Origin of the sequence: Parapedobacter soli, from assembly GCF_025460835.1 — a bacterium.
Taxonomy (GTDB): Bacteria; Bacteroidota; Bacteroidia; order Sphingobacteriales; family Sphingobacteriaceae; genus Parapedobacter; species Parapedobacter soli.
On record NZ_JAMXAY010000084.1, the window covers coordinates 1 to 12,775 of the forward strand.

Genomic DNA, 12,775 nt, shown 5'->3' on the forward strand with positions numbered 1-12,775 from the left:
CCCTGCAAATCCAATCCCCAAAATTCTTAAAAGCGAAATCCCTGATTACCCTCGGCAACACTTGCATATCCACACAAGTTTATCTAAGTTTGCATCCCATAATATTAGTTGCATGAGTTGGTTTAGACGTGAAAAGGCCGGGATTAATACGGCTACCGAACACAAAAAGGAAGCACCCGACGGGCTTTGGAACAAATGTCCATCGTGCAAGAAACCGCTACTGAACATCGAGCAGATTGAAAATAAATACGTATGCCACTACTGTGGTTACCATTTACGCATAGGGTCTGCTGCTTACTTTTCCATCCTATTTGACGACAACGAATTCGTTGAGCTCTTCCCCCACCTCCGGTCGGGCGACCCGTTACAATTCGAAGACACCAAAAAATACACCGAGAGGCTTGACGATAGCTATGCCAAAACAGGATTAAACGACGCTATCCGGTGTGCGCACGGTAAGATTGAAGGGCGGGATTTCGTGTTGGCTTGTATGGACTTCACTTTTATCGGCGGTTCCATGGGCTCAGTAGTAGGCGAAAAAATTGCCCGTTCCATCGATTATTGCCTACAAAACAAGCTCCCATTTATGCTAGTCTCCAAATCGGGTGGTGCACGTATGATGGAGGCAGCATTTTCATTGATGCAAATGGCGAAAACGTCAGCGAAACTCGCACTGCTCAACCAAGCCAAACTGCCCTACATCTGCTTGTTGACCGACCCTACCACCGGAGGGGTGACAGCCTCTTATGCTATGTTGGGCGATATCAATATCGCAGAACCAGGGGCGCTAATCGGTTTTGCAGGGCCGCGCGTAATCAAGGAAACCATAAAAAAGGACCTACCAAAAGGTTTCCAGACGTCCGAATTCCTCCTTGAACACGGTTTTCTCGACTTCATCGTTGACAGACGTGAGTTGAAGCAAAAAATCGCACTGTTCTTGAACATGATCAAGTGAATTTTTTAACATTACTTTACATCTCAACAATACATAATTTGATTACCTTTGCCTGAAATTCGTTGTACCCAAAAGTAAAATCCATTGACAGCAGTGTAAATGGCAAAAGCGAAGTACCATTACAATTCCCATACGCTCAAGTATGAAAAAATAAAGACAAGCACCCGGACCTGGGCGTTGCGGGCTGTTGGATTCCTAACCAGCTCATTTGCCTGTGCCATGTTACTCCTTTACATCGGCTTCACGTTCATTGACTCGCCAAAGGAAAAACAACTCCAGCGGGAGATCGATCAGATGGCGCTTCAATACAACATCATGCAGGAGCGAATGAAACAGATTGACGCTGCATTGGAAAATATGCAACACCGCGACGATAATATATACCGTGTTATTTTCGAAGCCGACCCAATATCTCCGGATGTACGTAAAGCCGGTTTCGGTGGTGTAAACAGGTATAAAAACCTTGAGCATTTCAGCAACTCCAATCTGATGGTCGAAACGGCCAAAAAGCTTGATTATATATCCAAAGCGCTGTATGTCCAGTCGAAATCGTACGATGAGCTGACCGAGATGGCCAAATCGAAAGCGGAAATGATGGCAAGCATCCCTGCCATACAGCCTGTCGATTCCCGAAAAGCACGTGCAGGTATTTCAGGATTTGGCATACGCATCCATCCAGTATACAAAATCCGGAAGATGCATACTGGTATTGACTTCACCGCGCCCACCGGCACACCCATATACGCAACAGGCAACGGCAAGGTAGAGGTTGCCGGCCCGGATAGTGGCTATGGCCGTAGGGTGATTATTGACCACGGCTACAGCTACAAGACGCTCTACGGCCACATGAGTAGCTTTACAGTACGGGCTGGACAACGCGTGAAACGGGGCGACCTTATTGGATACGTAGGAAATACGGGCACGTCGACAGGACCACATCTCCACTACGAGGTACACAAAAATGGCAAGCCTGTGAATCCGATTAACTTTATCTATAACGACCTCACACCGTTGGAATATGCTGCGGTCTTAGAAGCCGCCTCGCAAGAAAACCAGTCGTTCGATTAAAAGCCATCAGCGGTTAGCCAGGCTAAACAATAATCCAAAAGCAGCTTGCATATCAACACAACTTTGCCTAAGTTTGTGATAGCAGACAAGCAAATTTATGCCATATAAAGAGCGTGAAATAAACAAACTCTATTACACGATGGGAGAAGTGACCACCATGTTTGGTGTAAACGCCTCCCAAATCCGGTTTTATGAGCGTGAGTTCGACATCATCCAACCCAAAAAGAACCGGAAAGGGAACCGTCTTTTCACTCCAGACGACATCGCTAACCTTAAGATCATTTTCAATCTGGTGAAAGACAAAGGGTATACATTGCAAGGTGCGCGTGACTACTTACGAAATAACAAGAATGAAGCACGCGAAAATCAGCGGGTCATCGATTCGCTCCAGCGCCTCAAAACATTCTTACTTGAAGTACGGGACAGCCTCTAATAATTTCCGGCAAAGGATTCTTCCGTCTCTGATAGGCGCACAAACTCTTCCACTTTTTCCACCATCGCGGTGCTACCAATGAATACCGGGGTCCGCTGGTGTAAGTGTTTAGGCTGGATATCCAATATCCTACGATAGCCATCCGTTGCCCTGCCACCTGCCTGCTCGACAATGAATGCTAATGGATTACATTCGTACATCAACCGCAATTTGCCTTTTGGATGGGAAGATGTGGTCGGATAGAGGAATATACCTCCTTTGATCAGGTTACGGTGAATATCGGCAACCATAGAGCCGATATAACGCGATGTGTACGGCCTAGTCCCTGCGTCATCTTCTACTTGGCAATACTTAATATAATCTTTCACGCCCTGTGGAAATTTGATGTAGTTACCTTCATTGATGGAATAAATTGTACCGTCACGAGGGATTTGCATATTCGGGTGGGATAAGCAGAACTCCCCGATAGAAGGATCCAAAGTAAATCCATTCACCCCTTTTCCGGTGGTGTAAACCAGCATGGTGGATGATCCGTATACTACATAACCGGCAGCTACCTGATGGATACCTTTCTGCAGAATTTCGTACGGCTGCACCTGCCCGTGGTCGGCGATTCGCCGGTAGATAGAAAAAATGGTACCCACAGATACATTCACATCAATATTAGACGAGCCGTCCAAAGGGTCTATACAAACGATGTATTTTGCATACTGTGATATCTTGGAGTTGATGAATATACATTCATCATGTTCCTCCGACGCCACTACACAGCACTCGCCACCGCTCCGTAACGCGGTTATGAATTGCTCATCGGCATACACATCAAGTTTCTTCTGCCCCTCCCCCTGCACGTTGGTAGTCCCGTTATCGCCAAGGATATCAACAAGTCCGGCTTTGTTAACCTCACGATTGACAATCTTTGCGGCAATGCCAATATCACGAAGCAGTCGAGACAATTCGCCTTTTGCATACGGGAAGTCCGACTGTTTCTCGATAATAAATTGACCCAGCGTAGTCGTTTTTGTCATAATATGGGATTCAGTTAGTGTATATCGTTCAATTTCAAAACGGCACAAAAATAGCTAAATAACCATATATAGCAATAAAAAAATGAAACTTAGTGTAATTATTTATCGATTACGACAACAATTCTATAACCTCTAAATTCTCAATACGGTTCTCGTCAATGCTAAAACGTAAAAGTGTTCGAACCTTATGCCAGCCATGTTTTCCAGCCGCTCCGGGGTTAAGATGCAGGCATTGTAACTTTTGGTCATATATCACCTTGAGGATATGGGAATGACCACAGATAAAAAGCCGGGGTGGATCTTTCTGGATGACGGGCTTCACCTGCGGACTGTATCGGCCGGGATAGCCTCCGATATGTGTTATCCATACATCAACCTCCTCGCAGCTAAACCGCAAATGCTCTGGATAAACAGTACGAATTTCATGCCCATCTATATTACCATACACCCCCCTCAGTGGTTTGAATGCAGCAAGTGTATCGGCTACAGCGATATTCCCAAAATCACCCGCATGCCATATTTCGTCGCATTTATCGAAATGCGTCAAGATAGCATCGTCTAAATATCCATGTGTGTCTGAGAGCAACCCAATCCGTGTCATAAGCGTCAGTGAAGATAAACATTCTTAAAACGCTAGAAAAAATGCCTGAAGCAAGCTGCGGTACATCTGACTGTACACACCACGTCGCTCGTAAATATGGAATGCCCTGACATCAACCCTTGGTGAAACCGGAGACACTCCGACACGCAATATGTGCCTGATCGGTGGATGGTCCGGGAAGGACCGGATAGCTATTATCTCTTTTTCAGTCAGTCCATAATCCCCACGTGCCTTCTGGCCAAAAAGCCCGACCGAAGAAGTCGGCAAGATCACCTGCAAGCTCCCGGTAGGTGTCAGCCACCGCTTCGACCCTACCAGTAACTGATCGAAAAAGCCTATTTCGGCATGCCGGGCTATCCGTTTCCGGATATCGCTATTCTGAAGGGAACGTAAAAAAAATGGAGGATTCGACACAATCAAATCATACTGCGAATCCGGTTCGAAATCAGCCAATGACACTGTCCAGCTTTTAAGCCTACCTGCAAAAGGCGACCCCTCAAAATTACGACGCGCTGTATCGGCTGCCAATGCATCTATCTCTATCGCATCTATCCTAACATTGGGAAAACGCTGTGCGAGCATCAACGGAATTACACCGGTTCCCGTGCCGACATCCAGAATTCGTTTAGGGGAGTGTGCGGATGCCATAGCGCCCAGCAACACACCATCCGTATTTATCCTCATGGCACATCCCGATTGATCGACTGCGAATTGCTTAAAATGAAATACTGACATAAGCTACCAAAATTAAAGGAATATTTTTATTATGAGCCCATCAGCTGCATTAAAGGAACAGTTAATTTTACTACCTTGCGTGCTATCCCGTATTACGAAGCCGAGTTGGTTTCAGAGCCATAAAACAAAAAGGCCAAACTTGGCTTATGATTAATAGTCAATCATTCAATTAAATGAAAAATTTTAGGTACGGCACCGATAAACTCACAATAGGCACAGCTATGGCACTGACCCATGGCCGGATCCAAGGTTCGCTTACTTCAAGAGAACGGCAAAAAATCGACCGATCAGCATCGTTTGTAAAGGATATCGTTGCCCATAACGAAGTGGCATATGGCATCAATACCGGGTTTGGCCCCCTTTGCGATACCATTATTACGTCTGAAGATACAGCCAACTTACAACACAATCTCTTGCAAAGCCACGCTGTTGGCGTGGGAGCTCCTATTCCCAAGTCAATTGCGAAGACCATGATGGTCATCAAGACACAGGCCTTAGCCCAGGGGTATTCGGGCATACAACTCCGTACCTTGGAGCGCATCATCTGGATGATCGAGCAAGATATCATCCCGATTGTCCCCAAGCAAGGTTCAGTAGGCGCCTCTGGCGACCTCGCACCGCTCTCTCATCTCTTTTTGCCACTTATCGGTCTCGGCCATGTGTATTACAATGGGGATATCAGGCCTGCGAGAGACGTACTGCAAATACGGGGTATGCCACCGTTACAGCTTGCGCCCAAAGAAGGCCTGGCCCTCATAAATGGCACACAATTCATCACTGCCCATGCTATCCACGGTTTGCACCGTATGCACAACGCGCTGGAAGCCGCAGATTTAATCGGCGCCATGTCTCTTGAGGGGCTGATGGGGTCCTACAAGCCTTTCGATGCACGCCTTCATCAAATACGGCCTTTCCCAGGGAACCAGCTGGTCGCCCACCGTTTGTGGCAATTGCTTCACAAGTCGGAAATTGCCAACTCACACCCCGAATGCGGGCGCGTGCAAGACCCTTATTCGTTGCGATGTATGCCACAGGTGCATGGTGCCTCGCGCACGGCATGGCTCCACCTCAAAGAACTTACAGAGATCGAACTCAACTCGGTAACCGACAACCCAATCATATTGGGAGCCCATGACACGATCAGTGGCGGCAATTTCCACGGCCAACCGCTAGCCATCGCCCTCGACTATGCCACCGTGGGCGCCGCCGAATTAGGAAATATTGCTGACCGCAGGTGTTACCTGATCATCGAAGGCCGTTATGGCCTTCCCAAGCTGCTTATCCAAGACGCAGGGTTGAACTCGGGGTTCATGATACCGCAATATACCGCGGCAGCTTTGGCGTCGGAAAACAAGACACTATGTTTCCCCGCAAGTGCCGACAGTATCCCTACCTCACTGGGGCAGGAAGACCATGTGTCTATGGGTGCTATCGGTGGCCGTAAATTGAATAAGGTAATTGATAACCTCGAATATATCCTCGCGATTGAACTATTATATGCTGCACAGGCTATGGATTTCAGAAGACCGCTACGGTCGTCAGAAATATTGGAGTCATGCCACACACTGGTCAGGGAGTACGTTACTTTTAGCAAACGAGACCGCATTTTGGCAGATGATATCAACGTCCTCCACCAGCTCATTAGCAAAGGAAAGTTTGTACAGGAAGCAAACCGGGCCGCGGAGGAAAGCGGCAATCAACTCCACCAAAAAGTATACGATATGTTCAACATCCGTTGATTGGGAAACAACCGCCGTCAGGCTTCGAACTTATATCCCACCCCTTTGACTGTGGCTACATAGTTCTCACCGATTTTCTCGCGCAGTTTGCGTATATGCACATCGATGGTACGGTTCGTCACCACAACAGAGTCTTCCCAGATATTTTTGAGAATCGACTCACGTGTGTAAACTTTTCCAGGTTTAGACGCTAGCAGATACAACAACTCAAATTCTTTCTTTGCGAGCACAATTTTCTCCCCGTTTCGAAATACTAGAAATGCTTCACGATCGATCACAAGGTCTTTGACCTCCAACTTCTCTTCGGCCGGCTCCTCGCTTTGCATATTGCGGCGGAGTATGGCATTGATACGACTGAGCAACGCACGGGGTTTGATGGGTTTTGCGATATAGTCATCGGCTCCTACATTGAAGCCAGCAATTTCCGAATACTCCTCACTACGGGCCGTAAGGAAAACCATGAATGTACTTTTGAACTCGGGCATGGCACGCATAATCCTGCATGCTTCGATACCGTCCATTTTCGGCATCATCACATCCAGAATGATGAGGTCGGGCATCACCTTCTTAGCGGTAGTAACCGCTTCCTGACCATTAGCTGCTGTATATACCTGGTAACCCTCGCGCTTCAGGTTGTAGGCTATCAGTTCTACGATATCCGGCTCATCATCCACTACCAATATCTTTTGTTTCATCGAACTCATGGTGTTATTTTTCTGCTAAAATATGTACATAAAGGTAATAAATCGTTAAATCAATATTAACAAATCATTAAACCACACCATTTATTAACGTAAAAAACGTATTAATTGAAAGTCTTCGCCAAAAATGCTGCTAAATCGGCCCCCCGTAGATTCTTTGCGATGATAATACCGTTGGGGTCTATCAAATACGATGTAGGGATTGCTTGGATACGATACAGTCCCACCACTTCACTTCCCCACTGCTGTAAATCGGAAACTTGCGTCCATTCCAAACCATCCTCTTTGATAGCTCGCAACCATGAGCCCGGATTACCGTCTAACGATACGCCGAAGACCGTAAATCCTTTGTCTTTATACAGGTGATACTGGGCCACTATATTGGGGTTTTCTTCGCGGCAAGGCACACACCAAGATGCCCAGAAATCTATCAATGTGTATTTCCCCCTGAAATCAGAAAGCTTGACCGGTTTATTATTGGGTGTAAGCGATTCGAAGTCAGGTGCCGGCTGTCCGACGGCCAGTAGCTTCAACCGGGCAATTTCCTCCAAGAATTGCCGTACACTTGCGTTGTCGTCCCACCTGCTGCCGATACGGTCAGCATAGGCAATCAGCTCGGATTCAGCGAGCTCCCTGTCCAATGTCGTCATTGCGTAGAATCCGGCGAGGTCATCGTGTTCTGCAGCGAACCGAACTACCGCATCGGTATAATCGGCCATCTGCTGTCGATATCGCTGCAGAAAATGTTGCCTCAGGGCAATCAACGCCGTATCATTTAACCCTTTTGCTTGGGTTGCAAATGACTCTTCCAGTTCCTGTTTCGACCGCTCTCTTTTTGCAAATGTACTCGCAAAAAGTTTGATCTTATTGGAAAGCGGCGATCCGCTCACCTCATAAGAGTCCATAGGTTGTGAAAGGTCGGCACGAAACATAACCCGGTCGCCATTTTCCAGAATGAGGTGGTATTTGCTACGGCCCGCCTCCACTGTCAGCAACCGCGGGTGCGATGCCGCCCGCTCAAACTTAAACCTACCGTGCTCATCGATAAAAACCGAATCCAACTTACGCTCCCCTTCGTATAGCGCCACGGTCTGTATGGATTCGGCAGAGGTTATCTGTCCGTCAAGGACAAACACATCGTTACCCGTACACGACGAAAACATAAGTGCCACCCATCCAAGCAGCTCCGCTATTCTATTTTTTTTCCACATCAGCTTGCTGTCGTTTCGGTTTGCAAAAAGGCCTTCGCTTTTGCCAGTGCCCTATCCAAACCACTTGCATCCTTACCTCCGGCAGTGGCATAAAAAGGTTGGCCACCGCCGCCGCCACTTATTTCTTTAGCCAGTTCCTGTACAATCGTTGCTGCGTTCCAGCCACGCTCCTTAACCAATTTTTCCGAAACAACCACCGTAAGTCCCGGCTTTCCACCGACCTCGGCACCCAACACCAAGAAAAGGTTATCTACAGAGCCTTTCAATGCGTATGACAATGTCTTTACCGCCTCAGACGGTAGGTCCACACGCGCGATGATAGCTTTCACTCCGTTGATATCCTCCGACTTGGCCAATAATTCCCCCTTCAGTTGGTGTGCTTTCTCGACCAAGGCTTGCTCCACTTCCTTCTTTAAGGAATTGTTCTCTTCGAGCAATCTGTCGAGTGCCACCACAAAATCTTTTGGATTATTCAGTATCCCTCGGAGCTTGTTGAGCGTATTGGATTGTTCATAAACAAATCGTTCCGCCTCGCTCCCTGTAATGGCTTCAATGCGTCGTACACCGGCAGCAACAGCGCCTTCGGAGGTAATCTTAAAAAAACCGATCTGGCCAGTTGCACGCACATGGGTGCCGCCACATAGCTCCCTAGAAAACTCCCTATCAAAAGTAATAACACGCACATTATCACCATACTTCTCACCAAACAGCGCCGTTACCCCTGCGTCTATTGCCTGCTGGAATGGTACATCCCGCTCTTCTTTCAGCGAAATATTTTCACGGATTTTCGTATTCACTATTCGTTCAACCTGTACCAACTCTTCTTCGCTCATTTTAGCGAAATGCGAAAAATCAAAGCGCAAGTAATCGGCGTTGACCAGCGACCCCTTCTGGTTCACATGGTTCCCCAACACCTGCTTGAGTGCCGCATGCAACAAATGGGTGGCTGAGTGGTTGGCTTCTGTATCTCGCCGTTTTTCCACATCAACTTTAGCGATAAAAAGACCTTGTAAGTCGCTGGGCAGTTCTTCGGTATAATGCACTATCAGTCCGTTTTCACGTTTAGTATCCACCACCGCGATAGTCTGGTGATTACCGGCAGCAATTAAAAATCCGGTATCGCCTACCTGCCCACCACCTTCAGCATAAAAAGGCGTTATCCCTAATACCAATTGGTACCGATCTTTGCCCTTTGCCGTGATTTTCCGGTACTTCACAATCTCAGTTTCGCAGTAAAGGCGATCATAACCCACAAAATCAATAGCCTCTTCGCTCCTCAATACAACCCAATCATCCGCATCGATGGCCGTTGCGGCGCGCGATCGGTTCTTCTGTTCGTCTAAAGCACGATTGAACCCAAACATATCTACAGACAGTCCTTTTTCCCTAGCCAACAGTTCGGTCAAATCAATCGGGAAACCAAACGTATCATAGAGTTCGAATGCAAAATCGCCACTTATCGTTTGGTATTCGGCAGCATAGCTTTCAAAACGATGCACACCGGCCACCAGTGTGCGTAAGAACGATTGCTCCTCTTCCAACACCACTTTTTGGACAAAATCTTGCTGTGCAATCAATTCATCAAAAACACCTTCGAACTGTTTTGCCAATAATGGAATCAATTCATGCAAGAAAGGTTCTTTAAAATGGAGAAACGTATATGCGTAACGCACACCACGGCGAAGGATGCGGCGTATTACATACCCCGCTTTATTATTGGATGGCAACTGGCCGTCAGCAATGGCAAAGCTCACAGCACGGATATGGTCGGCCATTACCCGCATGGCTATATCGGTCTTCTCGCTGCTTCCATAGCGTATTCCCGCCCGGTCAGCAATACATCCGATGATGGGCTGGAACACATCCGTATCGTAATTAGATACCTTGCCTTGGATAACACGCACCAGTCGTTCAAAACCCATCCCCGTGTCGACGTGCTTTGCCGGGAGCGGCTTGAGCGAGCCATCTTTCTGCCGGTTGAACTGCATGAATACCAGATTCCATATCTCGATAACCTGCGGGTGGTCCGCATTGACCAGGGCTTTCCCGTCTACCTTGCGGCGCTCGCTATCCGGTCGGCAATCCACATGGATTTCCGAAGAAGGGCCACAAGGACCCGTGTCGCCCATTTCCCAAAAATTATCCTTTTTATTACCAAAGAGTATACGATCTTCCGGCACCACCTGTTTCCAGAAATCATAGGCCTCTTCATCTTTAGGCAAACCATCTCCCTTGTCCCCCTCAAAAACGGTCACATACAGCCGGTCGCTATCCAAGTTGTATACGCCAGTGAGTAACTCCCAACTCCACGCGATAGCTTCTTTTTTAAAGTAGTCGCCGAAACTCCAATTGCCTAGCATCTCAAACAGGGTATGGTGGTAGGTATCGATACCCACCTCTTCCAAGTCATTGTGCTTACCTGATACACGAAGGCAGCGCTGTGTATCCGCTACACGGGGATAGGATGCATGCGCGTCACCCAAAAAGATATCCTTAAATTGGTTCATCCCCGCATTGGTAAACATCAACGTGGGGTCATTCTTGATTACCACGGGGGCTGATGGTACAATTTGGTGGCCTTTATCTTTGAAGAAAGCCAAAAAAGCGTCGCGGATTTCCCTGCTTGTCATTGAAAAAAATGCGTTTGATATACCGCGCAAACTTAGGCAAATTTGGCTGCATTTGCAATCTGCTAATAAGTTCACGCAAACGCTTATTACCCAATTTATCTGTTTAAAAACAGATAAATCATCAAATCTGCTCTCAAGCAGATAACACAAAAAATCTGCTAATAAACAGATAAAATTAGTGTTTAAATGCTGGATTTACTACCTTCGCATATAACATAACACGTTGCTATGATAAGCGTCATAACCGGTGATATTATCAATTCCAGAAAAGCAGCTGACCCTGGTGAGTGGCTAGGCCGACTAAAAACTACTTTCAAAACGGAGGGCCCCACCCCAAAAGTTTGGGAGGTTACACGTGGCGACAGCTTCCAGATCGAAATCGCGCAACCTGAAAACGTGTTGCTAAAAGCACTACATATCAAGGCGACCGTCAAACGGATTCCAGGCTTAGATGTCCGTATGGCTATCGGCATAGGCACAAAGAGCTATGATGCACCTAAAATCAGTGAAGCGAATGGCGATGCTTTCGTGAGATCGGGGCGATTGTTTGATCAGTTAAAGAAAAATACACTGGCAATCAGCTCGCCTTGGGAAGATGTGGATAGGGTTATCAATATGTGTTTAGAGCTTGCTTTGTTGACGGTAGACCGTTGGACACCCAACTCGGCCGAGATCGTAGCCCTTACGATAGAAAACCCGAGCAAAACCCAACTCGAGTTGGCGCACATCTTACAAATCAGCCAAGGTCGAATCAGTGAGCGGCAACAACGTGCCGGATACGACGAACTCATGAAATTGGAAGCCTATTTCAAGGAATCCATACAACAAAAGAACAACGGATGACACTTTTCCTCATGTTATTGCTCGCCCACATCCTTGGCGATTTCTGTTTCCAGCCCGACAGCTGGGTGACAGACAAAAGACGTTACAAGCATAAGTCGAAAAGGTTCTATACCCACATCCTTGTCCACACCATTTTATTGGCTATCCTTCTGGGTTTCAACACCAACTATTGGTTAGGTTTCACCGCTATCATCCTGTCTCACTACCTGATCGATCTGGTAAAGCTGCATACCGAACATGACAACCATAGATTGGCTTACTTCTTGGCTGACCAAGCCTTACATATTGCTATCCTCGCTTTGATTGCGCACCTATACGAACCTTTCGACATTACGTGGCAAAGTATCGTCTCCCCTGGCCACATACTTTTTCTTACCGCACTAGCCATAGTCATCTTTGTTCCCGCCGTGTTAATAAAAATAGTAATTGCCCAGTGGCGGCCGGCAACCAAGGATAAACAAGGCGAAGCCTTGTTCCAAAATGAAGAATCACTTATCAAGGCAGGCCGGTTCATCGGTATATTGGAGCGTCTGTTTATATTTTTGTTTGTTATAACCGACCATTGGGAAGCCATCGGCTTCCTCTTGGCTGCCAAATCCATTTTCCGTTTCGGCGACCTAAGGCAAAGCAAAGACCGGAAGCTCACCGAATACGTCCTGATTGGCACATTGCTTAGTTTCGGGATTGCCATCCTAGTTGGGCTTATCTATTTACGCTTAGCTCAAAAATTCGATTAAAATTGGCTCGTTAATTGCGAGAAGCTCACAAAATCAAAAAACATTATACAAAATAAATACGAACAAATTTAACAAGATGAAACCACCACCAGCA

12 protein-coding genes are annotated in these 12,775 nt (G+C 47.0%); 6 read left to right on the forward strand and 6 right to left on the reverse strand.

All coding sequences use genetic code 11. The annotated features are described in order from the left end of the window. Window positions 1-112 precede the first annotated feature (112 nt). The 3 genes from accD (at window position 113) to NGM62_RS20660 (ending at window position 2,456) form a co-directional block, all read left to right on the forward strand. Window positions 113-955, forward strand: a complete 843-nt coding sequence (accD, locus tag NGM62_RS20650) for an acetyl-CoA carboxylase, carboxyltransferase subunit beta (RefSeq protein WP_262250213.1) — start codon at window positions 113-115, stop codon at window positions 953-955. Window positions 956-1,054: 99 nt separating this feature from the next. Continuing rightward, the gene (locus NGM62_RS20655; protein WP_262250214.1) at window positions 1,055-2,023 is read left to right on the forward strand and encodes a M23 family metallopeptidase; all 969 of its coding nucleotides are present in this window, start codon (window positions 1,055-1,057) and stop codon (window positions 2,021-2,023) included. Between the two features lie 97 nt (window positions 2,024-2,120). Beyond that, window positions 2,121-2,456: a MerR family transcriptional regulator gene (locus NGM62_RS20660; RefSeq protein ID WP_262250215.1), complete on the forward strand. Its 336-nt coding sequence runs from the start codon at window positions 2,121-2,123 to the stop codon at window positions 2,454-2,456. Here NGM62_RS20660 and fbp read toward each other — a convergent pair. The 3 genes from fbp to NGM62_RS20675 all read right to left on the reverse strand — a co-directional run bounded on the left by fbp (window position 2,453) and on the right by NGM62_RS20675 (window position 4,769). Beyond that, complete coding sequence (gene fbp / locus NGM62_RS20665) at window positions 2,453-3,484, reverse strand: class 1 fructose-bisphosphatase (RefSeq protein WP_262250216.1); 1,032 nt, start codon at window positions 3,482-3,484, stop codon at window positions 2,453-2,455. The two genes, NGM62_RS20660 and fbp, sit on opposite strands and share 4 nt — an antisense overlap. 109 nt (window positions 3,485-3,593) lie before the next feature. Next, a complete protein-coding gene (locus NGM62_RS20670) occupies window positions 3,594-4,085 on the reverse strand; it encodes a metallophosphoesterase family protein (RefSeq protein WP_262250217.1) in 492 nt (163 codons plus the stop codon). 24 nt (window positions 4,086-4,109) lie between these two features. Beyond that, window positions 4,110-4,769 carry a tRNA1(Val) (adenine(37)-N6)-methyltransferase gene (locus tag NGM62_RS20675; RefSeq protein WP_262250218.1) on the reverse strand — a complete coding sequence of 220 codons (660 nt, stop codon included), beginning with the start codon at window positions 4,767-4,769 and terminating at the stop codon, window positions 4,110-4,112. A 224-nt stretch (window positions 4,770-4,993) separates the two neighbouring features. Between NGM62_RS20675 and hutH the strand changes: the two genes are divergently transcribed. Beyond that, window positions 4,994-6,559, forward strand: coding sequence for a histidine ammonia-lyase (gene hutH / locus NGM62_RS20680; RefSeq protein ID WP_262250219.1), 1,566 nt, complete (start codon window positions 4,994-4,996; stop codon window positions 6,557-6,559). Between the two features lie 17 nt (window positions 6,560-6,576). On the opposite strand, the gene NGM62_RS20685 is transcribed toward hutH, so the two are convergent. From NGM62_RS20685 to alaS, 3 genes are all read right to left on the reverse strand, one after another. Next, a complete protein-coding gene (locus tag NGM62_RS20685; RefSeq protein ID WP_262250220.1) occupies window positions 6,577-7,263 on the reverse strand; it encodes a response regulator transcription factor in 687 nt (228 codons plus the stop codon). Between the two features lie 101 nt (window positions 7,264-7,364). Next, window positions 7,365-8,471, reverse strand: a complete 1,107-nt coding sequence (locus NGM62_RS20690; protein ID WP_262250221.1) for a TlpA disulfide reductase family protein — start codon at window positions 8,469-8,471, stop codon at window positions 7,365-7,367. Continuing rightward, entirely contained in the window at window positions 8,471-11,101 is a 2,631-nt protein-coding gene (gene alaS / locus NGM62_RS20695; RefSeq protein ID WP_262250222.1) for an alanine--tRNA ligase, read from the reverse strand. Before alaS ends, NGM62_RS20690 begins: the two co-directional genes overlap by 1 nt. A gap of 228 nt (window positions 11,102-11,329) precedes the next feature. Here alaS and NGM62_RS20700 point away from each other — a divergent pair, with 228 nt between their 5' ends. Together NGM62_RS20700 and NGM62_RS20705 are read left to right on the forward strand one after the other, a co-directional pair. Next, window positions 11,330-11,944, forward strand: coding sequence for a SatD family protein (locus NGM62_RS20700; protein WP_262250223.1), 615 nt, complete (start codon window positions 11,330-11,332; stop codon window positions 11,942-11,944). Then, a complete protein-coding gene (locus NGM62_RS20705) occupies window positions 11,941-12,681 on the forward strand; it encodes a DUF3307 domain-containing protein (protein ID WP_262250224.1) in 741 nt (246 codons plus the stop codon). The genes NGM62_RS20700 and NGM62_RS20705 overlap by 4 nt, the downstream gene beginning before the upstream one ends. Window positions 12,682-12,775 lie beyond the last annotated feature (94 nt).

Bases quoted from the DNA above. Each gene is read 5' to 3' on its own strand.
- accD (WP_262250213.1), top strand. From the start codon at position 113: ATGAGTTGGTTTAGACGTGAAAAGGCCGGGATTAATACGGCTACCGAA.
- NGM62_RS20655 (WP_262250214.1), top strand. From the start codon at position 1,055: ATGGCAAAAGCGAAGTACCATTACAATTCCCATACGCTCAAGTATGAA.
- NGM62_RS20660 (WP_262250215.1), top strand. From the start codon at position 2,121: ATGCCATATAAAGAGCGTGAAATAAACAAACTCTATTACACGATGGGA.
- fbp (WP_262250216.1), bottom strand. From the start codon at position 3,484: ATGACAAAAACGACTACGCTGGGTCAATTTATTATCGAGAAACAGTCG.
- NGM62_RS20670 (WP_262250217.1), bottom strand. From the start codon at position 4,085: ATGACACGGATTGGGTTGCTCTCAGACACACATGGATATTTAGACGAT.
- NGM62_RS20675 (WP_262250218.1), bottom strand. From the start codon at position 4,769: ATGAGGATAAATACGGATGGTGTGTTGCTGGGCGCTATGGCATCCGCA.
- hutH (WP_262250219.1), top strand. From the start codon at position 4,994: ATGAAAAATTTTAGGTACGGCACCGATAAACTCACAATAGGCACAGCT.
- NGM62_RS20685 (WP_262250220.1), bottom strand. From the start codon at position 7,263: ATGAGTTCGATGAAACAAAAGATATTGGTAGTGGATGATGAGCCGGAT.
- NGM62_RS20690 (WP_262250221.1), bottom strand. From the start codon at position 8,471: ATGTGGAAAAAAAATAGAATAGCGGAGCTGCTTGGATGGGTGGCACTT.
- alaS (WP_262250222.1), bottom strand. From the start codon at position 11,101: ATGACAAGCAGGGAAATCCGCGACGCTTTTTTGGCTTTCTTCAAAGAT.
- NGM62_RS20700 (WP_262250223.1), top strand. From the start codon at position 11,330: ATGATAAGCGTCATAACCGGTGATATTATCAATTCCAGAAAAGCAGCT.
- NGM62_RS20705 (WP_262250224.1), top strand. From the start codon at position 11,941: ATGACACTTTTCCTCATGTTATTGCTCGCCCACATCCTTGGCGATTTC.